Here is a 22895-nt window from a genome sequence, read left to right on the forward strand (position 1 = left end):
CCGTCGTTCGCTTTGCTTTGTTTCTTGGTGCTAGATGATCAGGTTCATGGCGTTCCAGCCGGAGCCGACCAGGCCACGGGGGTGCCATCCTCCCCAGCCGTTGCTTGGATAGAGCCAGAGAGCTCCGCCGACGTCACGTGCGAGGAGGTCAACCCTGCCGTCGCCGTTGAAGTCGCCGGGGCCGACGATTGCGGTCATGGCGTTCCAGCCATTACCCGCTAGATGGGGACCGGCATATCCCCTTGAGCTTCCGTCGTAGCCATAAAGCGTGCCGATTGTGTCTACTGCTAGAAGATCCTCGTGATTGTCTCCGTTGAGGTCGCCTGGACTTATCGTGGTTGTCATGATGTTCCAGCCTCCACCAATCACGCTCTGGCTCAGCCAGCCGCCACGCCCGTTGCCTCTGTAGAAGGAGAAGTAGCCGCTGAAGTCCCGGGCTACGAGGTCTGCATTTCCGTCGTGGTCGAGGTCCCCTGCAGCTGTGATCTCCTTCATGACGTTCCAGCCTTGCCCGGCTTGGACCCTTTGAAGCCAGCCGCCGGAGCCGTTCCCCGGATAAAGCCACAGGGCGCCACTGAAGTCTCTTGACAACAGATCGGGCTTTCCGTCGCCGTTGAAGTCTCCCGGGGCAACAATCGATGACATCACGTTCCAGCCTTGGCCAACATGCTCCCTCGCGTACCAGCCTCCTGAGCCATTGCCGGGATATAACCACAGGTTCCCATGCCCGTCACGTGAAATGACGTCTGGCCTCTTATCGCCATTGAAGTCACGGATGAGTTGGGCTGGCCTGATTGTTACCGAATGCGTTGGACCTGTTGCATCAGGTTCATAGCCATTTATCGCAGATACGCTGAAAGTGAACGTCCCGGCAACTTTGGGAATGCCTTGGAGATCTCCGTTCTCACTGAGGGAAATACCGGGCGGCAGCGCTCCGGTGGCTACTTTGAAATGGGGAGTCAGGGAGCCGGTCGCAGTAAATTTGTGCAAGTAGCGGTCGCCAACTCTGCTGGCGGGCGGTGAGGTGGAGGTGATGGCAGGAGGAACATTCGTGCCATCAATTATTGCAACATCGCCCGGCGCTACGTCGGCAACATAGATCCTGTTGTTGGGTTCATCAACCGCTATATCCCTGCCGGAGAATACTTTCGGTACTTTGCCTTCAGCACCTGTGATTCCGTCAAAAACAAGTAGATTCTTTTGCGTTCCACTTGAAGCGTAAATTTTATTTGTGGATTCATTGACCGCGATGTCAGCAAAAAAATACGTTTCACTCGTCGGAATATAGTCGATGGTCTTGGTGGTGCCGTCTACCATTATTAGGCTGTAACCGGACCGGTTGATGGCATATATGCGGTTCGTCTTATGGTTCGCTACCATGCGTCCAGGGTTGACCCCCGCTGCAATCGGCAAGTACTCGACGGTGTTGTCCTTCGCATTCAGGATTGCAATTGAATGGGGTTGGCCTATGTAAACCGTATTCGTTGCCTCATTGACCACCAGTGACTGTCCGGTGCTTGCCATGCTGATAGTGCTAAGCGCATTAGTTGCGCCATCGAGGACCACAATCTCCATTCCTGGTCCGCCGGTCATGTACAACTTATTTGTGACTACGTTCAAGCCAAATACTGATACCATCTCTGGTGTTCCTACTGAGGTGACGGCGTTTGTAGCAGCATCAATGATGGACACACTGTTATCGTGCAATGCGTAGACTTTATTTGTTGTCTCGTTGACGACCAAGGCCCTGGGTGATCGGGTAGTCGAAATTCGCGTTGTCTGGTTGGTCGCGCCGTCAATGACAGTAATCCCGCCCAGCGCTGCATGGGCCACGTAAACCTTGTTGGTCTTTTTGTTTACCGCCATGTGTTGCGGGTGTTCGGCGACTGGAATATCTTTAATGGCCCTGGTCCGGACATTCACTTTAGTTACTGACGTGTCCATCCAATGAAGGACGTAGACACTCTCTGTAGCACTGTTGAAAACCATCTCACCACTGTTGGGGGCCGGGATCCGGTCCGTGAGAATGTCAGCCTGCGCCGGCCCCACTCCCACTCCGACGAGGATCGTCGCCGTCGTCAGCAAGACGAGAAGCCCGGCAGCAAGACGCCTCCCCGTGCCACTGACAAAAGACATGGATATACCCCGAGCGGCCAAGGCTCAACCCCCATAATTCGATTCGCGACTATCGCTTCAACCAGCGAAGCTTACAGCCCGCAGCGCGCCGAATGTGATCCGGGTCCCAATGTTTCATCCAAGCGGTCAAAGCTTCGGACCCCCAACGCGCGCACCCCCCACGAAAGTTCCTATTGGTCCCAACATGAAGCCGGATCTTCACAGCTTTTGTCATGCTTGTCACATCTGTTTGTCATTAACAGTGACAGGTTCCGTAGCTTGGAGAGGTCAGCAGTTCCGAGCCAGGAGTAACCATGCCGCAATCCAACGAATCCGCCACCGTTCCCGCCGACTCACACAGCCCGCCGAGAACCAAGCCCACCTTCCTGAATAACCTCGGCGCGGACCTCCCAGCGTCCCTCGTCGTCTTCCTGGTCGCCCTTCCTCTTTCCCTGGGCATCGCCGCCGCCTCCGGTGCTCCCGTCATGGCAGGCCTCATCGCCGCAGCAGTCGGCGGCATCGTCGCGGGCAGCCTCGGGGGCTCCCCACTACAGGTGAGCGGCCCTGCCGCCGGCCTGACCGTCGTCGTTGCCGGTCTGGTTGATGAGTTCGGCTGGCAGGTGACGTGCGCAATCACCGCTGCTGCCGGCGTCGTGCAGCTGCTCATGGGTGTCAGCCGCATTGGCCGGGCGGCGCTGGCGGTGTCGCCGGTGGTGGTCAAGGCGATGCTCGCAGGCATTGGGATTACCATCATCCTCCAGCAACTTCATGTGCTTCTCGGCGGTCAGGCCGCGGGCTCAGCCATCGAAAACCTCACCGGGCTTCCAGCGGCCATCACCAATGTTGAGCTCCACTCTGCGCTGCTGGGTCTGGCCGTCGTCGCAATCCTGCTGACGTGGAAGTTCCTCCCCGCAGCGGTGCGGAAAGTCCCCGGACCGCTTGCCGCCGTCGTCGCCGTGACAGCCGTTTCCGTTGCGGTTGCACCAAGCGTCGAGCGCATCAGCTTCAGCGGGTCCATTTTCGACGCAATCGCACTTCCCAGCTTGCCCGACGGAAACTGGCGCGCCGCGGCCATGGCCGTCATCACCGTGGCGCTGATCGCGAGCATCGAGTCGCTTTTGTCAGCCGTCGCCGTGGATAAGATGCACGGCGGCTCGCGCACCAACCTGAACCGCGAACTCGTCGGTCAGGGCTCAGCGAACGTCGTTTCCGGCATGCTGGGCGGACTCCCCGTGACCGGAGTGATCGTCCGCAGCGCAACCAACGTTGAAGCAGGCGCCAAGAACCGCACCTCGGCCATCCTGCACGGGGTGTGGGTCCTGGTGTTTTCCGCGCTTTTCGCCGGCCTCATCCAGTTGATTCCGTTGTCCGTACTCGCGGGTCTGCTGCTGGTGATCGGCGCAAAGCTCATCAAAATTGCCGACATCCGCACCAGCCTCCGCACCGGCGACCTCCTCGTCTACAGCGTCACCTTGGTCTGCGTCGTGGCCCTCAACCTCCTCGAGGGCGTCATCATTGGCCTCGCGCTGGCTGCCCTGTGCGTGCTCTGGCGTGTTCTCCGCGCGCAGATCCAGGCCCATGCTCCCTCAGCTGAGGCGCTGCCGTGGCGTGTCACCATCGCCGGCTCATGCAGCTTCTTCGCGCTGCCCCGGCTCAACCGCGTCCTCCATTCCGTGCCCGAAGGCCAGGACGTGGTGGTGGAACTCAACGCCGACTACCTCGACCACGCCTTCCGCGAAGCCCTGGTCGCCTGGCAAAAGCAGCAGCGCAACACCGGCGCGTCGGTGATCCTCGAAGAACACGGCACCACTGCTTTCAGCGACGCCGAGGACAACACCCCGCAGCGCCAGGACCCGCGCGAATTCCCGCTGCCGCCCCGCACGTCCTGGCTGCCCTCTGGTGACGGTTCAACCTCGGAAGACGACGACGGCGGGAGGCTGCCGCTGCGCTCAATCCTCCTGGGCATCGACAAGTATCACCGGCGCCACGCGGACAAGGTCCGTCCGCTGGTGCAGGACCTCACGGAAGGGCAGAATCCGGACACGCTCTTTGTTGCCTGCGTGGACTCCCGGGTGAACCCCAACCTGATCACCAGTAGTGGACCGGGCGACCTCCTCACGCTCCGGAACATCGGCAACGTGGTGTGCAACGACGGCAGCGATGCTTCGATCGACTCGGCACTGTCCTTCGCCGTGAAGGGCTTGGCCGTGGACTCGATAGTGGTCTGTGGCCACTCCAATTGCGGTGCCATGAAGGCCGTCATTGCAGATGCTGAGGGTGCTTCGCCTGACATAGGCGATGGCTTCGACGCGTGGCTGGAGCATGCGCGGCCGAGCTACTCCGCGTTGCTTGCCGGGCACCCTGTAGCGGTTGCCGCTTCGGCTGAGGGGTATAGCCGACTCGACCAATTGAGCATGGTGAATGTGGCCCTTCAACTCCGGAAATTGGAAGAACACCCTGTCACAGGCCCCGCCCTGGCATCCGGTCAAATGCAGGCCACCGGATTGTTCTACGACATCTGCACTGCCCGGGTTGTCCTGGTGACGCCGGAGGGCATCAAGCAGCTGGATCCGAGCATGGCTGTCCGCGCGTAGCTCCTCATTCGGGCCGCCGGACCCGGGCCGCCACCACCCACTTTGAGCTGCGATCAGCCCCGACACGCCCCCTGGGGCGGCGTGTCGGGGCTGCTGCAATTTCAAAGTGGGTGGCAGCGGTCCGCACCCACTCCACAGGGGTCCCTCCGGTTTCAAATAACGAGCCCCGGGGTACGGGAATTAACCACAGCAACGTGCGGAATACTGGATTCAGAACCACGATTTCCGGCAGGCGAGGGCTGCCGTGTGAGGAGGTGGCGGGAACGTGAACGCCGAGAACAACGCCTTCAGGCGCAAGCTCGAGAGGGGCGCGGAACTGCGGGCGGTGCGCTCCTGGGGCGGAAATGCCGAGGAAGATGCAGAGCTTGAGGCCGCGGATGCCCAAGAACGCGAGAAGCGCCGCAAGGTAGACGACGCTGCCCGGGTTGAGTACCTCATCCGGGACGCCATGAACCAAGGCAAGTTCGACAACCTGAAGTATGCCGGCAAGCCAATCCCCGGCTTGGGGGAGCACTACGACCCCGACTGGTGGGTCAAGGGACTCATCCAGCGGGAACGGCTGAGCGGGATCGGCCCGCCCGCCATTTTGCTGCGGATCGAGGACTCGGAGCTCGACGCCAAGCTGGACCACCAATACACGGACAAGCAGGTCCGGGACATCCTCGAGGACTTCAACAAACGCGTGATCGAGGCGCGCAGGCAACTACAAGGCGGGCCTCCCGTGATCACTAGGCTCCGTGATGTGGAGGCCGAGGTGGAAAAGTGGCGGCAGCGCAGGGCGGCCGCAGCATCTCCCGAGCCGGAAACCGAACCGCCGGGCAAGCGGACGTGGTGGCAGCGCCTGTGGAACGGCTCCGGCTAACCCAACTGAGTCGCATTTGTGCGCGTTTTGAGCGCCCAAAACGCGCACAAATGCGACTTACTTGGGCGGGGACGGCACAAACAGCAGCCGACGGCGGGACTGAACTTCCGCCGTCGGCTGCTGTTCTGCGAAGGGTCCCTTAGGCGAAGCTGTCCTCCTTGGCCTCCGGAACGGCCGCAGCCGGCTTCCGCGCAACCAAGGCCGAGAGGTGCGCCTGGTGTTGGCGGAAATGGCCGTGGGCGGTGAGGCCGAACTCGTAGGCGGACTCGGCGTGCTGGGTGAGGTCGACACCGGTGACTTCGTGCTCCAGGGGAACCCGGAATCCGATGGTCTTGTGGATAGCCCGGCCGATCACCAGCGTTCCCAGACCGGACAGGGCGATGGTGATCAGCACGGCGACTGTCTGGGCAATAAGCTGCTGCGGGCCGCCACCGTAAAGGAGGCCGCCGGCCATGCCCTCGGTGGGGAAGGCGATGAAACCCAAGGACAGTGTGCCGATGACGCCGGCGCCGAAGTGCACGCCCACCACGTCCAGGGAGTCGTCGAAACCGAACCTGTACTTCAGGTCAACGAACCATGCGCAGGCGGCGCCGGCAACAAGGCCCAGCCCGAGGGCGGCAAGAGGGCTGATGTTGGCGCAGGAAGGCGTGATGGCCACCAAGCCAGCCACGACGCCGGACGCCGCACCCAGCGACGTCGGGTGTCCGTGACGGATCTTCTCGACAACGAGCCAGCTGAGCATTGCCGCTGCCGGTGTGACCAAGGTGTTGATCCAGATGAGGCCGGCCTGCTCGGCCGTGGTTGCTGCGCCGCCGTTGAAGCCGAACCAGCCGAACCAGAGGATGGCCGCGCCAATCATGATGAAAGGCACGTTGTGCGGGCGGTGGTTGGGGTCCTTGGCGAATCCATGACGCTTTCCCACGATCAATGCGAGGACGAAAGCGGCGGTTCCGGAACTGACCTCAACCACTGCGCCGCCGGCGAAGTCGATGACCTGGCCGAAGATTTGGGTCACGGCACCCCCGGCGCTCATGAGGCCACCGCCCCAGATCATGTAGGCCAGCGGGCAGTAAACTACGGTGATCCAGATCGGCACGAACAGTGCCCAGGCGCCGAACTTGGCGCGGTCGGCGATCGCACCGCTGATGAGGGCCACGGTGATGATGGCGAAAGTAGCGGCGAAGCCGGCCTTGATGAGATCGGGCGAGCCGATCAGGTCCTGGAGGCCGAAGTGCGCGAAGGGGTTGCCGAACAGGCCGAGGAAGCCGTCGCCGGTGGTCATCGAGTAGCCCCAGAGGACCCACACCACGCCAACGATGCCCGCCGAGATGAAGCTCATCATGATCATGTTGAGTGCAGCCTTGGCTCGGGTCATGCCACCGTAAAAAAGGCCGAGGCCGGGGGTCATGAACAGCACCATTGCCGCCGACAACATCATCCAGACGTGTTGCGCAGAGATCTCCACCTGCGTTCCCTTCTCATTGAGCCTGTCCGAAACGGGGCCGTTGTTCCGGCCCACGCCAACCCCCCGATCAATATTCGGTGAGCTATGTTTCCGACTCAGAAGAGCTAAGTTGCAGGTAAGTTACAGAAATCTCCCGTTCGTGAAGATCACGTCACTGCCATGTTTCGGGGATGTTAACGGCGCTTCTCTTGCGGCCCGGCTGGATAGCCTCCGCGTCGGCTGGCGATGATGATCACCAAGGCGATCGCTGTGGGCAGGGCCGCGGCCAGAGGCACAAGTTGGGCACCTACTGTGGTGAGGGCGAAAGCTCCGTACACGGCGCCGACGGCGATACCCAGCTGGATGGTCACCACGGTGAGCCCGTTGGCAGCATCCTTGTGCTCGCCACCTGCACGGAGAATCGCGGCCTGGTTGTAGATGCCCACCGCACCGAACGCGATGCCCCACAGCGTCATCAGCCCGAACGCCCCCACCCAGGTGCCGCCCAGCGCAGGCAGCAGGGCGAACGCAAGGGTCAAAAGTCCGACGGCGGCAATCACCGAGGTGCGTGGGCGGGAGTCAGCCGTCATGCCGGCAATCCAAATACCTACAAGGCTGGCGATTCCCACCACGGACAGGGAGATGCTGGTTGCAGATTCCGGCAGACCCGAGGCGAGCAAGAACGGAGCCACGTAGGTGAACAGCGTGAAGTGGGCAAGCAACAAAAGTGGCCACGCGATGGCCACAGCGATCACGCCGGGCAGTTTCATTGCCGCACGGAGGGACGGAATCTTCTGGCTGGCTTGGTCATGCGCGCCCGGGAGAAGCCAGAACGCCAGAACTGCCAGGAGCGCGCCCACTCCGGCAAGGACCAAGAACGAGGCCCGCCACGTCATGAGTGAACCCATCAGCGTCCCAATGGGAGCGCCGACGGCCAGCGCAATGCTGTTGCCGCTGAACACAACAGCCATGGCCTTGCCCACGGAATGTGCTGGAACGATGCGCGCCACATACGGCGCCATACTGGACCACAACATTCCGTGCGCGATGCCGCCAAGGAGCCGCGCCCCGATCGCCCAACCCAACGTGGGGCTGAGTGCGAGGAGTACGTTGCTGAGGGCAAACGCCAGAACAGTGCCGATCAACAACGTCTTGCGGGGAACCCGTCCAGCCAGGAACCGGGAGAGCGGAAGGGCGGTAAAGACAATGATCGCAGCGTAGACCGCAGTGAGATAACCTACGGCCGATTCGTCCACGTCGAGATCACGGCTGATCTGGGGGAGCAGACCCGAGGGCAGGAGCTCGGTGGTCACTGCGGTGAAACCGGCAGCCGCCAGTACCAAGAGGCCGCCCCACGGGATCTTCTTCGGTTGCTGCGTTTCAGCACGCGACGCCTTGGATGATGGCGTTCCGACGACCACGGGGTGCTGCTTCAAAGATTGCTCCTCTGGAATGATTCTGGGGATTTCGTAGGGATCCCTACAACGTTATGCAGCCACGGTGATGCGAGGGAGTCTCTGTCAGAAACCCCCTCCGGTTTGCAACACACTTTGTCCGTCAGCCATTCCTCGCGCAGACTGGGCCTGTGAAGCCCTTTCTCTTGCTGGCCACCCGCGCCGAAGATGCCGCAGCCGATGACGAATACCAGGCCTACCTCCGGTACTGCGGCCTGAAACCGGAGGAGTTGGTTCGTATTCGGCTGGAATCCGGGCCTTTGCCTCCCCTTGAACTGTCCGACTATTCCGGCGTGATCGTCGGTGGCAGCCCTTACACGTCCAGCGATCCTGTGGAGGAAAAGAGCGCAGACCAGATCCGGGTTGAGACGGAACTCTCATCACTCCTGGACCGAATCGTGGCCGATGACTTTCCTTTTCTGGGGGCTTGCTACGGCGTCGGCACACTGGGCGTGCATCAAGGAGCCGTGATAGATCGCCGATTCGGCGAAGCAGTGGGGCCCACGGAGATCACGCTGACTGTTGAGGGGGAGCAGGATCCCATGCTTAGCGGCGTCCCGCACACCTTCGAGGCGTTCGTTGGGCACAAAGAAGCGTGCAGCCAACTTCCCGAGCACGCTGTGCTGTTGGCCAGTTCAGAGGCGTGCCCGGTGCACATGTTCCGGATCAAGAACAACCTCTACGCCACGCAGTTCCACCCTGAACTCGACGCCGACGGCCTGATCACCCGCATCAACATCTACAAGAATGCCGGTTACTTCCCGCCCCACACAGCCGATGAACTCATCGAGACGGCCAGCCAGTCATCCGTGACAGAACCCATGCGGGTGCTCCGGAACTTCACGAAGCGCTACGCCCGCTAGACCCTTGAGTTGCGGGGCCTGCTTTGCAGCCTTACGCTGCGGGATACCGGGCAGATCGGGCCTCACAACGTGGGTGGTGGTTTGATGTGGGGCCTGCTCTGCAGCCTTTGGCTGCGGGATACCGGGTAGATCGGGCCTCGCAACGTGGGAGGTGGGGGTGTGGTTTGTTGTGGGGCCCGCTCTGCAGCCTTTGGCGAAGGGATCCCGGGTAGATCGGGCCTCGCAACGTGGGGGGTGGGGGTGGTCACCGCCGGGTCAGCTGCGGCGTCGCCGGTGTGGTTGGCGCGGGGGAGGGCGGCGGAGCCGGTGCCACGAACGGCCCGCTCGGGTAGAGGGCCACAGCCTCCACCATGTAGTTGGCCCATTGCGGCCCGGCGATCATGTACCCGTCCAAGGATTTGTAGAACTTGCCGTTGATGGTGACATTCTGCCCCGCCCGCTGCTGTCCCGCCGTCGTATCGCCAAAGAACGACGCCGTAGCGAGGGTCGTGGTGTAACCGGCCACCCACGTAGCTCCGTTGTTGTTGGACGTCCCCGTCTTTGCGGCCACGGGGACCTTGGTGTGGACCTTGGGTTCAATCCAGACGCCGGAACCCACCTTCATCACATCCTGAAGGACGGCGTTCACACCGCGGGCCACGGCCGGTTTCACAGCTTCCCGGCATTCGGGTGTTTGAGCTTCGAACTGGCGCCCTTGGAAATCGCTGATCCCGGTAATGGCAATGGGCTTGCAGTAGGTGCCGTCATTGGCAAAGGTGGCGTAGGCGCTGGCCAGAACCATCGGGGCCACGCCAATGGAACCAAGGAGATTGCCGATCTGGTGCATGTTCACCGGCGCGTTGTCCAAACCGCTGTGGAGGCCAACGGCGTCCACCATTTTCTGGATCCCGCAGAAGTCCAGTTGGGCTGCAGTGGCGAAAGTGGCGGTGTTGATGGAGTTGTAGAGGCCGTAGTTGATGGGCATCGGGCGGTAGTAGCCGTCGTCGTTATTTTGCAGGTCGTCGTCGGCACCCAGGTTCTGGGCCTTCTGGGCTGTGCTGTAGCCGCCAAGGACCTTGCCACAACTCGAACGCCAGGGGAAACCCACCGGGTACACCCTGCGCGAGGCGTCGACCGTGGCGGTGGGGTGCTTGCCCTCATTGAGCCACTCGGCGTAGATGAACGGTTTCATGGTTGAACCGGGCTGGAAACCGCCCGCCCCATTGAGGTCGTAGCCGTTCTCGTCTTTGGCATCCACATTGAAGTTCAGCTGGGTGTCGTACTTTCCTTCCTGGGGTACGAACACCGTGTTTTGGGCCATCGCCAGGATCTTCCCCGTGCCCGGCTGAACAGTGGTCATCGCTGCGCCCCACTTGTCCGGGTTGGCTCCGGCGGACGCGTCCACTTGTTGCTGGGCGAGATTCTGGAGGCGACTATCCAACGTGGTGGTGATGGTCAGGCCACCGCGGTAGAGGAGCCGCTCACGTTCCTCCAACGTTGAACCGAAGGCCTCGTTGTTCAGGATGAGGTGGGAAACGTAGTCACAGAAGTAGGTGGCGAATGATGTGCCCGCACACCCTTGCAGGGAAGGAGTTATGTCCAGTTCGATAGGTGTGGCCACCGCTACGCCGTGGTCCACAGCCGTGATCTTGCCCTGTTCCAGCATCCGGCCCAACACCAGATTGCGGCGGTCGAGTGCAGCCTGGGGATCGGCAATGGGGTCATAAATGCTGGGACCATTGACCAAACCGGCCAGGAGGGCTGCTTGGGGCAGGGTCAGATCCATGGCGGAGGTACTAAAGAAGTAGCGGGATGCGGCCTCGATGCCATACGCGTTCCGGTTGAAGAACACGATGTTCAGGTAACCCTCAAGGATCTGGTCCTTGCTGAAGCGCTTCTCCAGTTCCAGGGCAAGCTTGATCTCGCGCAGCTTGTCGCCCACGGTCTTCTGGCCGCTGAGGACCACGTCCTCCGGCCGCCCGTCGGACAGGCGGGACTCGTTGAGGACGTTGGTGACGTACTGCTGGGTGAGCGTGGAAGCGCCTTGCCGTGTGCCTTGGGTCAAGTTGGAGCTCAGGGCCCGCATGATGCCTTGGGCGTCCACACCCGCATGCTCGTAGAAGCGGCTGTCCTCGATAGCGATGATCGCCTCACGGATGAACGGCGACATCTCCTCCAGGGGGACTTTCACCCGGTTCTCGGCGAAGAAGGTGGCTATTAGTTGCCCGTCTGCAGAGACTACCGTGCTGGAAAGCGAGGGGGAATCGACGTCGAGCTCGGCCGGAAGGCTTTGATAAAACCCTACGGACCCGCCCACGGTGGTGCTGGTGAAGGCAACCACGGGGGCCAGGAATCCTGTGATCAGCACCCCGCAGAGAATGCTCACGAAGAAGAACCCGAAGACCCTCAAAAGGACCTTGCCCAGACTTATCTTTGGATCCTTGTTCCGCTTCATTTTCGTGCCACTCCCTAGGGATGTCAGGCTGAAAAGTAGCTACAGAATACGTCCGCCAACGCTGTGGGGCTATGGGTTTGACGCCCTATTATGGTCCCAAATCGGACTCAATCCAGCGGCAGCGTAACCCTCACAGTGGTGCCCCGCCCAACCGCAGAATCGATGTCTACTGTCCCGCCGGCGTCGTGCACTGCAATGGACATCAGCAGCAATCCGAAACCGTGCCGCCGGCCACTGGGGGCGGCGTGGATTTCGAAACCGCTGCCATCGTCCGTGATGGTGATTTGGATGCCGTGGTAAACGGCGTTGAGCCGGACGGTGAGCTGGCTGGCGTTCGCGTAGTTGAGGGTGTTGCTGAAGGTCTCCTGCGCCACGTGATACAGGAGGGCGGCGGCTGAGGAAGAGATCTCGATGCCGTGATGGGGAGTGTGCCAGTGCACTGTGACGCCTGCACGCCGGAGCGGTGCGGCCAGCCGGTCGATGCATCCTGCGACACCCAGCGCGTAGAAATCCACGGGGTGCTGGTCCTGGATGATGCCCTTGACGGAGACCACCTCGGTTAGTGCTGATGCCTGTTCCATTGCTTCCCCCACATCGTCGTGTTTCATACTGGAAATTCGTTGCCGAAACCCCTGTGTATTGGTGCTTCGTCTGTTTCCAGCGTGGCGCTGCTATATCAAGGAAGCTTTTCGATTGGCTCAAGTTCTCATCAAGTTTGCGGGGGAGGCTTGCGGACCCTTGCGGGGTTCTTCAAAAAGCGCCCGACGACGGCATTTGAGTGCCGTCGTCGGGCGCTGCTCTTTGTGTTTAAGACAGAGCCGCGAGCACCAGCCGGCAGGCGCTTGGGATCGGTTGGATGATGTCGACGGCGGTTGTCTCCGCCAGCCGCCGCGCGGTGGCGCTGAGTGGGCCGCCGGCGATGATGACCGCCTCAGTGTTGTCAGTGGTCGTAGCCTCTGTGACGGCCTGCGCCAACTCTTGGAACTGGCGTTCAGGGTCTGCCGCCAAGACCAAGGGTTCGGACAGCGTCAGCCGGACACCGGTGAAATGCTCCTGGAACCCGTGGTCTGCCACCAGCTTGCCCAGCGCTTCCACCAACAATGGTGTGCTTGTTGCCATACCGAAGTGACGGAGCCCGCCGTGAGAGTCCTGTGCTGCGGCGTAAACGGAGCCTTGTCCTATGCCGATCACCGGGATATCCAGTTCGTCGTCCAACTGTGCCCGCCCCGGATCACCTATCGCTGCAACGATCACAGCGGCCACCCTGCCGCCGTCGGGCCCGGAAAGATAGCCGTGCACAGCATTGCGGACGTGCGCCTCAGATTCGGACAGGGAGGCCGGATCCACGATCATGGAAGGCCCGGCGGCTGCGGTAATGCCCACAACCCGGAGACCACGCGGCGCCAAGGTCTCCTCAGCCAGGTCCACCATCATGGTTGTGGTGTCGCCGTTGGTGTTTGGATTTACCAGGAGGACAGTGTCCGGGGTTGGAAGGTCAGTGTCCATAGATCGCAGCTTCCTCGTCATCGCCCGGTTCAGCGTCCTCTTCCAGGGGCTTGTTGAAGGTCTCGGGAGGGAATTGGACCACGATCGCCAGGACGACGAACAGCACTGCCAGGGTGGTGAACATGCCCGGCAAACCGGCGGAGTCGAACACGGCGCCGGAGATGAGCGGGAACAGGCCTCCGGACAAAGAACCTGCTGCCAGGATGATGGACGTACCGAAACCACGGGTGCGCGTGGGGTAGAGCTCCGGCGCAAACAGCCAAATGGTGGTGTTAAGGATGATCACCGAGAAGTTGAAGAGGACTCCGAAGATCACAACGAGCACGATGTCGGTGGCAAGGAAGGCCATGGACAGCCCGGACAGGCAGCCAAGAATTGCGGCCGCTGTGAGCACTTTCTTCCGGGGCAATCGGCTGGCGAGGTAGGCGGCTGTGCAGGCACCCAGCAATGAACCCGACTGCATGATCAGAGTGAACCAGAGGCTCGTGTTCACGGCATAACCGCGGGACACCAGGATGGTGGGCATCAGCGTCAGCATGGAAATCTGGGCGGCGTAGGACATGCAAACGGCAATGCACAGCAGCACCGTACGCTTGAGGAGCTTGCCGCGGAGGGCGTCCTTCCAGTGGCCGGACGATTTCACTACCACAGGATCGGGTACTGCCGTGATGTATGTTTCCGGGTCCTTGATGGGGCCGGAGAGCTTGTTGCGGGCAAGCCGGGTGATGACGAGGTTGGCCTCGTCGATTTTGCCTTGGGAAGCCAGGAATCGCGGTGTTTCCGGGACGTACCTCCTGAAGAACATCACCAGCAGGGCGGGGATGAACAACAGGCCGAACACCCAGCGCCACTTGTCCGGGCCGTCGAAGAGCGTGAAGACGAGGATGCCGAAGGCCGGTGCCAGCATGTTGCCCAGACCGGCTGCGGTGACGTTGATCAGTCCCACAGCGGTGCCGCGGTGTTTGGCGGCGAAGAACTCCGCCATCATGATCACGGCGACGGCTATTTCACCACCGAGCCCGAAGCCGACAATGAAGCGGCCCGCGGCCAAAATGGGATAGTTCGGGGCAACGGCGCAGAGCAGCGAGCCACCGGCGAAGATGATGAGGTTGATGACCAGCATGTGCCGCCGGCCGTACTTGTCGACGATGAGGCCCGTCGCAAGACGTCCAAGTGCGGTTGCCGTAAACGTCATTGTGTTCAGCAAACCGATTTCGGTGGCTCCCAATCCCCACGATTCGCGGAGGATGGGGCCGGTGATTCCTACGGCATTTTGTTCGAGGGCGTCGAAGAAGACGCCCAGCAGGATCATGAAGACAATCTGGCGATGTGCGCCAGTCACCCCAATCCGTTGATACGCGCCTTCGATTTGTTTGGCCAGGGATCCGGTCCGCGGTGTTGCAGCCTCCTGGGCAAGGTCTTTTTCCACAGTGCGCTCCTATCTGAGCTCTGAAGGTTTCATTCATTGCCACGCGAATGGTTCCGTCATGCGGAATGCGAATATCACATGAGGGAATGTGATGGAGATTACACTTTGGGATACCAAAAGGCCATGGTTGGCGTGTAAACAGAATGTGACCGGGAGCTCATTAAGAGGTGGAGCCTGCTGCATTTCTGACTCGCTTTAGAAGCTCAGATGCCCTAATGCACCCGAAATAAGTTGATTTTGGGCATCATTGAGGTCGAAGAAGGTCAGGAAGCCGCACCTCCCAACTCCCGAACCTCGCTAAGGACGATCCAGGCAATAGTGGCCCGTGAGCCCGTTAGTATGCCAGCGCCTCACCGAGCCGCCTATGAAGGTTTAGGCGGTGCTTTCGCCTGCCTGCAGCGCCGCCTGTTCAATGCGGGCACAGTGGGCTCCCCACTCTTCCGTGGACCGGCCCGGGATGTTCGGATCGCCCGGTCTCTGCCCAATGTTGCCGTCAATGAGTTCGCGAATAATGTCCGCGTGCCCCGCATGCCTCGACGTTTCCACGCACATATGGACCAGGATCTGGTGGAGAGTGACGTTCTTCTTCTCATCCGACCACCACGGCACGACGCCCGGAGCGTCCAGCGGGAGTGATTCGATGGTTTCATCGCTGTACTTGGCCGAGAAGTGGTGCAGCTCCAGGATCTCCTCCCGGCTCTCACTTGCCGGAACCCACATGTCCGAATCCGGTGCCGCATTGTCGGCAAACCACGGCAGCTCCCTGCCGCTGGACCGGCCAAAGGTCTCGCCGAAATACCCCAGCTCCACACTGGCCACATGCTTGACCAGGCCCAGCAGGTTGGTTCCCGTGGGTGTCATTGGCCGGCGGGCATCGTACTCGCTCAGCCCGTCCAGTTTTCCGAGCAGGTCCGTCCGGCGGAGGCGCAAGTATGTGAGCAGCGTCGCTTTTTCATCCATGGTCAGGACTCTACCGAAGGGGTCCGACACTTTCGGGACCGCGACCGGGACCGCGACCGCGACTTCGCGGTAAGCGTGCTGGATCGCCGGAACGCTCGGGCGGCTTGGCAGCTTTCCCGCCGACCGTGCACGTTTCCGGCGACCTGGGACCCCAGCGTAGGACTCGACGACGGCACTACCGCGGGCTTTTGTCGATGACACAGAAGCCGATGGTCAACATTCGCCCAGCCGGATCGCGGCAGCATCCCTTGTGGCACAACAAGGGATGCTGCCACAGTGAACCATGGCCACTGAGGACGACGTAAGACGCATCTGCCTGAGCATGCCCGGAGTGACCGAGCGCCAGAGCTGGGGGCAGCCCGCGTGGTTCGCCAAGTCCCTCATGGCCCGCATGTGGGAAGAAGGCGTGGGCACGGTGAAAACCGAAGAACGCGAAGCACTCGCAGCCATGGAACCCGACACCTTCTTCTGGACTCCGCATCACGAACAGTCCCCGAAGCTGATGCTGATCCGGCTGGAACGAATCGACACGGAAGAGCTCGACGAACTGCTCCAGGAGTCGTACCGAATCGCCGGTGGCCCGGGCAAACCCAACTAGGTCGCAGCAGAGCGCGTTTAGAGAGCTCAAAACGCGCTTAACTGCGACTCAGTTGGGTGCACGCGCGCAGGCTAGACTCGGCCGCATGGGGGAAAACAACAAATTTGGGGAACAGAGCACACCGCAGCCTGCCCGCAGCGTCTCTGCCGTCGTCGTGCCTTTGCTGGGGCTGGTCGCTGTGATCGTGGGGCTGATCGTGGCGTGGACCAACCAGAGCACGAACTTCGGCTGGTTCGCCTACGCACCGTTGAGTGACACTGTCTTCGTCGGGAACGGTGGGGCCATGGTCAGCCAAGGCACACAGCTCGGGCTGGTCGTGACGGTCGTTGGCCATCTGGTGCTCGCGTTCTGGGCCGGGCTCGCCATAGGCCGCCGAAGCCGCTGAGTTCGCCGAAGCCGCTGAGTTCGCCGGACCCGTGCCGAAACGGCCCGAGAAAAGCGAAATCGCCGGAAAGCTGCCAGCGAACTGGCAGCTTTCCGGCGATCCCGGCGTAAACAAACGGACTAGGTGAGCTTCACCTGGCGGTTCATGTCCTTGTACAGCAGGTAACGGAACTCGCCCGGACCGCCGGCGTAGCAAGCCTGCGGGCAGAACGCGCGCAGCCACATGAAGTCGCCGGCCTCCACTTCAACCCAGTCGTTGTTGAGCAAGTACATGGCCTTGCCCTCAAGCACGTACAGGCCGTGCTCCATGACGTGAGTCTCCGGGAAGGGGATCACGCCGCCGGGCTGGAAGGTGACGATGTTCACCTGCATGTCGTGGGCCAGATCGCTGGAATCCGTGAAACGTGTGGTCTTCCAGACGTCGTCGGTGTCCGGCATGGAGGTGGGCTCCACGTCCTTCTCATTGGTGACGAAGGACTTGGCCTCGAAGCCTTCAAGGCGTTCGTAGGCCTTGCGGATCCAGTGGAAGGAGACGATGTCGTCGGAGACGTTCTCCAAGCCCCACTCTGAACCGGCAGCGAGGTAGGCATAGCCGCCCTCTTCGAGGTGGTGCAGTTCGCCGTCGAGGGTCAGGTTGACCTGGCCCTTGGTAACGAAGATGACGCCTTCGACGCCGGACTCGAACTCGGCCTTGGGAGCTCCGCCGCCCGGTGCGATCTCCACGATCAACTGGGAGAACGTGGTGGCAAACCCGGAGATCGGCCGCGCGATGATCCACGAACGAGTGTTGGAGAACCCCGGCAGGTTGCTGGTGACGATGTCCGTCATGACGCCCTTGGGGATCACCGTGTAGGCCTCGGTGACGATGGCCCGTTCGGTGGTCAGCTGGGTCTGCGGCGGCAGGCCGCCCTGAGGGTAGTAGTACTTGCCCATGCGAAATGCTCCTATCAGTGCGAAGTTGGTTGTGCGAGCCGCGGGTGCGCCAGTGCGGTCAGCTGCGAAAGTTCGACGCCGGCAAGCGCCTTGACCTCGTCGGTCCCCACCGCGCCGCACTGGACGCCGCGGAGGACGAAGCCCGCAAGCGCGCGGGCGGTGGCGGGCTCGTCCATGACGCCGCCTTCGGTGCGCTCCACGTAGTTGCGGAGGCGGAGGGCCGCTGCGGGCAGGCCTTCGCGGTAGAAAGCGTACGACGCCGAGAAGCGGCTGGGCAGTTGTGCTGCGTGCAGGTCCCAACCCTGGTAGTAGCCGTTTTCCAGGGAGCGACGAACCAAGCGGCCATGCAGCTTCCAGGCATCTTCCACACCATCGCCCACGGGGATGATGTTGGTGGAACCGTCGGAGAGGCGGATGCCCGTGCCGGCGACGGCGAGCTGCATGACTTCCTTGGCGAAGTCCGCCACAGGGTGCTCCATGGACTGGTACTCCGCGGAGATTCCCAGTGAAGCGCTGTAGTCGTAGGTCCCGTAGTGCAGGGCGCTGATGCGTCCCGGAACAACGTGGGGGAGCTGGGCTACCGGTGAGGTTCCGTCAGCGCCGATGATGAGCTGCGGTGTTTCCACCTGCACCTCAAAGCGGAGCCGGCCGGCGGGAAGCCCGTGGACTTCTTCAAGGCGGGACACTGCGAAGTCCATCGCCTGTACCTGGGCCACTGTGGTGACCTTGGGCAGGGTGAGGATCAGGCCGGCCGGGAGTTCGCCGGCCGCGGCCAACGTGGAGACGAACAGGTCCAGTGTCTTCAGGCCCCGAGCCCTCGTGGGGGCTTCGAAGCACTTGAAGCGGATGCCGATGAACGGCGGAGCTGTTCCGGCAGCAACTGCAGCGGCAACGGCGTTGGCGGCAGCTACGGCGTCGGCGTCTTCTGCCTCATCGCCGCGATCGCCGTAGCCGTCTTCGAAGTCCAAACGGAGGTCTTCGATCGGCTCAGCAGTAAGCTTCGCAGCCACACGCTCCGCAACAGCAGCAGCCAAGTGAGGTTCCTGGCCCAACAGCTGACCGAGCTTTTCCAGGCCTCCGTGAGCCTCCGCCGTCGCGAGTGCCTGGGCGCCCCACTCTGCCGCAAGGGAAGGCGTGAAGCGGTCGGCGGGGATGTAGACAGTGTGGATGGGCTGGCGTGAGCCGTCGTCGCCGGGGTAATTGCGGTCCAGCAACTGGTCCGTCGCAGCGAGCTGTGACTCGATGTGGGCCAGATCAGAGGAAGAGAATGAGCCCATCTCAGCCCACCAGCTCATACGCGGGAGTGGTGAGGAAGTCCGTGTAATCGTCGGACAGACAGATGTCCTCGATCAGCTTCGACGCAGGCTCGTAGTACTTTGCGAAGTTTTCGTCGCCGAATTCTATGCGCAGGCGCTCGGTTTCTTCGCCCAGGATGCGGCTGACGAGTTCGCGGGTCACGGTGTTGCCAGTGTCTGCGAGGACGGATTTGTTGCGGATCTGCTGCCACACCTGCGAGCGGGAGATCTCCGCGGTTGCGGCGTCTTCCATGAGGTTGTGGATGGCAACGGCACCGCTGCCGGAGATCCAGACGCCCGTGTAGGCGACGGCGACGTACAGGTTCAGCCGCAGGCCGGCTTCGGTGACCGTGCCGCCGGCGGAGGCGACGTCGATGAGCTGCTCGGCCGTGACGCTCACCTCGGGGCGCTGCTTGTGGAGCTGGTTGGGGCGATCGCCGAGCACGGAGTCGAAGACTTCGCGGCAGGTGGAGACCAGGTCCGGGTGTGCAACCCAGGAGCCGTCGAAGCCATCGTTTGCCTCGCGGGTCTTGTCGGCGCGGACCTTGTCGAAGGCTGCGGCGGTGACATCCGGCTGCTTGCGGTTGGGGATGACGGCGGCCATGCCACCCATGGCGAAGGCGCCGCGCTTGTGGCAGGTCTTGACCAGGAGTTCGGTGTAGGCGCGCATGAAGGGAGCGGTCATGGCGACGGTGGCGCGGTCCGGGAGGACGAACTCTTCGCCGGCATCACGGAAGTACTTGATGATGCTGAAGAGGTAGTCCCAGCGGCCGGCGTTCAGGCCTGAGGCGTGGTCGCGGAGTTCGTAGAGGATCTCGTCCATCTCGAACGCTGCCGGGATGGTCTCGATGAGCACGGTGGCGCGGACGCTGCCCTGCGGGATGCCCAGGAAATCCTGGGCGAACACGAAGACATCGTTCCAGAGGCGGGCCTCAAGGTGGCTCTCCATCTTGGGCAGGTAGTAGTACGGTCCCTGGCCGTTGAGGAGCAGCTGCTTGGCGATGTGGAAGAAGTGCAGGCCGAAGTCCACCAGCGCACCCACGGCGGGTTCGCCGTCGATCAGCAGGTGGTTCTCTTCCATGTGCCAGCCGCGGGGACGGGCAACAACAACAGCCAGGGGCGCGTCGGTCCGCAGGCGGTATTCCTTGCCCTCGGGCGAGGTGTAGCTCAGGGTGCCCTGGGCGGCGTCGCGGAGGTTGAGGATCGCGTCGATGACGTTGGGCCATGTGGGAGTGCTGGCGTCCTCGAGATCCGCGAGCCATACCTTGGCGCCGGAGTTGAGGGCGTTGATGGCCATCTTTGCGGGTGTTGCCGGGCCGGTCATCTCGACCCGGCGGTCCTGCAAAGCTGCCGGTGCCTCGGCGACCTTCCAGTCGCCGTCGCGGATTTCCTTCGTCTCAGGGAGGAAGTCGAGGCGGCTGGTGTCAGCAACCTTCTGGCGCTTGACGCCGCGTGCTACCAAGAGCTCATTGCGGGTGCCGGCGAAACGCTTGTGCAGCTCCTCGATGAAGGCCAGTGCCTTGGGGGTGAGGATTTCCTCGGCGCGATCGATCGGCCGGGGATCAGTGACTGTGATAGCCATGTGGCGGTGTCCTTTTCTAGAGTGCGCTGGCGGCGTTGGCGTGCGCCGCATTGGCCACGGCGGTCGCTACATCGGCGGCAACATGGGGATCGAAGACGCTGGGGATAATGTAACTCGCGTTCAGCTCATCGTCAGCTACCCGGTTGGCAATTGCCTCAGCGGCGGCCACCAGCATGTTCGGCGTAATGTCCGAGGCTCCGGCGTCCAGCAGGCCCCGGAAGAAGCCGGGGAAGGCCAGCACGTTGTTGATTTGGTTCGGGAAGTCGCTGCGGCCGGTGGCAACCACGGCTGCGTGCTTGGACGCGACAACGGGATCGATTTCCGGCGTCGGGTTCGCCATGGCAAACACGATCGCGTCCTCGGCCATCGAAGCAACCTGCTCCTCGCCGATCACGTGCGGAGCGGAGACGCCGATGAAGACGTCCGCTCCCTTGAGGGCGTCGTGCAGGGTTCCGGAGAAACCTTCTTCGTTGGTGTTCGCGGCGATCCAGCTGCGGTGCTCGTCGTCGTACTTTTCACCCGAGTGGATGGCGCCGGAGCGGCCGGCGGCGATGATGTGCTGCGCGCCCTGGGCCTTGAGGAGCTGGATGATGGCCGAGCCGGCAGCGCCGACACCCGAAACCACGATCTTGACCTCGGAGAGCTTCTTGTCCACAACGCGGAGGGCGTTGACCAAAGCAGCGAGCGTGACGATCGCCGTACCGTGCTGGTCATCGTGGAAGACGGGAATGTCGAGTTCTTCGCGGAGACGGTTCTCGATCTCGAAGCAGCGCGGCGCGGCGATGTCTTCGAGGTTGATGCCGCCGTAGACGGGCGCCATGGCCTTGGCGATCATGATGATTTCTTCGGTGTCCTGGGTGTCCAGGCACACCGGCCAGGCGTCAACGTTGGCGAACTGCTTGAAGAGCGCAGCCTTGCCTTCCATGACGGGCAGGGCGGCGGCGGGGCCGATGTTGCCCAGGCCCAGAACGGCCGAACCGTCGGTGAGGACTGCGATGGTGTTGCGCTTGACCGTCAGGTTGCGGGCTGCGGCCGGGTCCTCTGCGATGGCCATGCAAACGCGGGCGACGCCGGGAGTGTAGGCACGCGAGAGATCGTCACGGTTGCGCAGGGCTACTTTGGGGACAACTTCGAGCTTGCCACCGAGGTGCATGAGGAAGGTGCGGTCCGAGACGTGCTGGACGGTGACGCCGTCGAGGGCGTTCAGGGCGTCCTTCACGCGGGATGCGTGGTCGTCGTCGGTGGTGTTGCAGGTGACGTCAACAACGATCGTCTCGTGGTGGGATTCCGTGACGTCCAGCGCGGTGATCGCTGCACCGGCTGCGCCGACGGCTGCTGCCAGTTCGCTGGTAGCGGTGAAGCTCGACGGTGCGGCGACGCGCAGGGTGATCGAGTTTCCGGGGCTCGGATTCGCCATTGAAATTCCTCCTGTAAGGCCCGTTCCCGGGCCGCCGTTCCAAACTGAATGTTTTCGTATTATGGATATTATTATCTACAAAGTGGAAACACAACCCCTTGCTTGGTCATGTTCGGTGCCATCGCGCAGGTGGGCGCTGTGCTGTATGTTGGGTGTTCTAAGCAATTCTTTTCACGATGCGGATAAGAGTTGTCGGAATCTGAGTCATTGGAGACAAGGGAATGGCTGAAAAAGCCTCCGGAGGCGTGCAGTCCGTTGAGCGCGTCTTTGAACTGCTGGAACTGATCACGGACGCGGGCGGCGACGTCACCTTGAGCGAGCTCTCGTCGTCCACTGACCTCCCCCTGCCCACCATCCACCGCTTGCTGCGCACGCTGGTGTCACTCGGCTACATCCGCCAGCTGCCCAACCGCCGCTACGCCCTGGGGCCCCGCCTGATCCGGCTCGGTGAAGGTGCCAGCAAGCAGCTCGGTGCCGTGGCCCGTCCGCAGCTGAAGACCCTTGTGGAACGCCTGGGTGAAACCTCCAACATGGCCGTGTTGGATTCCGACATGGTCATCTACGTTGCCCAGGTCCCCTCCATGCACTCCATGCGCATGTTTACCGAGGTCGGCCGCCGCGCCCACACGCACGACACCGGCGTGGGCAAAGCCATCCTCGCCCAGTTGGACGACGAGGTGGTCCGCGGCATCGTGGCCCGCACCGGCATGCCCACTCCCACGGCCAAGAGCATCGGCGACATCGACTCCTTGCTCGCGGACCTCAAGCTGATCCGCGAACGCGGCTACTCCATTGACGAGGAAGAGCAGGAGCTCGGCGTCCGCTGCTTCGCCATGGCCGTCCCCAACGCTCCCACTCCCACCGCGATCTCCGTGTCCGGCCCAATCACCCGCGTGGACCAGAGCTTCGCGGACCGCGCCGTGCCCATGCTGCGTGAAGCTGCGATGGCGATCTCCGCGGAGCTGAACCAGAACTGATTTTCTTTCGCCGAGATGACAGATAATGCCCATGTTTTCCAAAAACAT

18 protein-coding genes are annotated in these 22895 nt (G+C 62.1%); 6 read left to right on the forward strand and 12 right to left on the reverse strand.

The window, feature by feature from the left end:
* Positions 1-30: 30 nt before the first annotated feature.
* Positions 31-2136, reverse strand: a complete 2106-nt coding sequence (locus AC6CH8_RS20445) for an FG-GAP-like repeat-containing protein (protein WP_498192095.1) — start codon at positions 2134-2136, stop codon at positions 31-33.
* Between the two features lie 293 nt (positions 2137-2429).
* Here AC6CH8_RS20445 and AC6CH8_RS20450 point away from each other — a divergent pair, with 293 nt between their 5' ends.
* Positions 2430-4709 carry a SulP family inorganic anion transporter gene (locus tag AC6CH8_RS20450; protein WP_498192096.1) on the forward strand — a complete coding sequence of 760 codons (2280 nt, stop codon included), beginning with the start codon at positions 2430-2432 and terminating at the stop codon, positions 4707-4709.
* A gap of 265 nt (positions 4710-4974) precedes the next feature.
* Entirely contained in the window at positions 4975-5571 is a 597-nt protein-coding gene (locus AC6CH8_RS20455; RefSeq protein ID WP_498192097.1) for a DnaJ family domain-containing protein, read from the forward strand.
* A 139-nt stretch (positions 5572-5710) separates the two neighbouring features.
* Here the strand turns inward: AC6CH8_RS20455 and AC6CH8_RS20460 are convergent, their stop codons facing one another.
* A complete protein-coding gene (locus tag AC6CH8_RS20460) occupies positions 5711-7036 on the reverse strand; it encodes an ammonium transporter (protein WP_498192118.1) in 1326 nt (441 codons plus the stop codon).
* Between the two features lie 173 nt (positions 7037-7209).
* Positions 7210-8436: an MFS transporter gene (locus AC6CH8_RS20465; RefSeq protein WP_498192119.1), complete on the reverse strand. Its 1227-nt coding sequence runs from the start codon at positions 8434-8436 to the stop codon at positions 7210-7212.
* 164 nt (positions 8437-8600) lie between these two features.
* On the opposite strand from AC6CH8_RS20465, the gene AC6CH8_RS20470 reads away from it, so the two are divergent.
* Positions 8601-9332: a glutamine amidotransferase gene (locus AC6CH8_RS20470; protein WP_498192098.1), complete on the forward strand. Its 732-nt coding sequence runs from the start codon at positions 8601-8603 to the stop codon at positions 9330-9332.
* Between the two features lie 244 nt (positions 9333-9576).
* Here the strand turns inward: AC6CH8_RS20470 and AC6CH8_RS20475 are convergent, their stop codons facing one another.
* The 5 genes from AC6CH8_RS20475 to AC6CH8_RS20495 form a co-directional block, all read right to left on the reverse strand.
* Positions 9577-11766 carry a transglycosylase domain-containing protein gene (locus AC6CH8_RS20475; protein ID WP_420178994.1) on the reverse strand — a complete coding sequence of 730 codons (2190 nt, stop codon included), beginning with the start codon at positions 11764-11766 and terminating at the stop codon, positions 9577-9579.
* Between the two features lie 107 nt (positions 11767-11873).
* The gene (locus tag AC6CH8_RS20480; RefSeq protein WP_166660329.1) at positions 11874-12374 is read right to left on the reverse strand and encodes a sensor histidine kinase; all 501 of its coding nucleotides are present in this window, start codon (positions 12372-12374) and stop codon (positions 11874-11876) included.
* 199 nt (positions 12375-12573) lie between these two features.
* Complete coding sequence (locus tag AC6CH8_RS20485) at positions 12574-13272, reverse strand: aspartate/glutamate racemase family protein (RefSeq protein ID WP_498192100.1); 699 nt, start codon at positions 13270-13272, stop codon at positions 12574-12576.
* On the reverse strand, positions 13262-14701 hold the full coding sequence (locus AC6CH8_RS20490) for an MFS transporter (protein WP_498192101.1): 1440 nt from the start codon (positions 14699-14701) through the stop codon (positions 13262-13264). The genes AC6CH8_RS20485 and AC6CH8_RS20490 overlap by 11 nt, the downstream gene beginning before the upstream one ends.
* Before the next feature lie 372 nt (positions 14702-15073).
* Complete coding sequence (locus AC6CH8_RS20495; protein ID WP_498192102.1) at positions 15074-15661, reverse strand: DinB family protein; 588 nt, start codon at positions 15659-15661, stop codon at positions 15074-15076.
* 283 nt (positions 15662-15944) lie between these two features.
* Here AC6CH8_RS20495 and AC6CH8_RS20500 point away from each other — a divergent pair, with 283 nt between their 5' ends.
* Both AC6CH8_RS20500 and AC6CH8_RS20505 read left to right on the forward strand, forming a co-directional pair.
* The gene (locus AC6CH8_RS20500; RefSeq protein ID WP_476116532.1) at positions 15945-16259 is read left to right on the forward strand and encodes an MmcQ/YjbR family DNA-binding protein; all 315 of its coding nucleotides are present in this window, start codon (positions 15945-15947) and stop codon (positions 16257-16259) included.
* A gap of 85 nt (positions 16260-16344) precedes the next feature.
* Positions 16345-16644: a hypothetical protein gene (locus AC6CH8_RS20505; protein WP_498192103.1), complete on the forward strand. Its 300-nt coding sequence runs from the start codon at positions 16345-16347 to the stop codon at positions 16642-16644.
* A 119-nt stretch (positions 16645-16763) separates the two neighbouring features.
* Here AC6CH8_RS20505 and AC6CH8_RS20510 read toward each other — a convergent pair whose 3' ends face one another.
* From AC6CH8_RS20510 to AC6CH8_RS20525, 4 genes are read right to left on the reverse strand one after another with little or no spacing between them, the layout of a single operon-like run.
* Positions 16764-17576 (reverse strand): bifunctional allantoicase/(S)-ureidoglycine aminohydrolase, encoded by an 813-nt coding sequence (locus tag AC6CH8_RS20510; protein ID WP_089596173.1) that lies wholly within the window; start codon positions 17574-17576, stop codon positions 16764-16766.
* A 14-nt stretch (positions 17577-17590) separates the two neighbouring features.
* Positions 17591-18853, reverse strand: a complete 1263-nt coding sequence (locus tag AC6CH8_RS20515) for a DUF6986 family protein (RefSeq protein WP_498192120.1) — start codon at positions 18851-18853, stop codon at positions 17591-17593.
* A gap of 1 nt (position 18854) precedes the next feature.
* Positions 18855-20453, reverse strand: coding sequence for a malate synthase A (aceB, locus tag AC6CH8_RS20520; protein ID WP_498192104.1), 1599 nt, complete (start codon positions 20451-20453; stop codon positions 18855-18857).
* Between the two features lie 16 nt (positions 20454-20469).
* The gene (locus AC6CH8_RS20525; RefSeq protein ID WP_498192105.1) at positions 20470-21870 is read right to left on the reverse strand and encodes an NAD-dependent malic enzyme; all 1401 of its coding nucleotides are present in this window, start codon (positions 21868-21870) and stop codon (positions 20470-20472) included.
* Positions 21871-22091: 221 nt separating this feature from the next.
* Here AC6CH8_RS20525 and AC6CH8_RS20530 point away from each other — a divergent pair, with 221 nt between their 5' ends.
* The gene (locus AC6CH8_RS20530; protein ID WP_011776026.1) at positions 22092-22847 is read left to right on the forward strand and encodes an IclR family transcriptional regulator; all 756 of its coding nucleotides are present in this window, start codon (positions 22092-22094) and stop codon (positions 22845-22847) included.
* The last annotated feature ends 48 nt before the right edge of the window (positions 22848-22895 follow it).

This window comes from Paenarthrobacter sp. GQ52 (assembly GCF_059759005.1).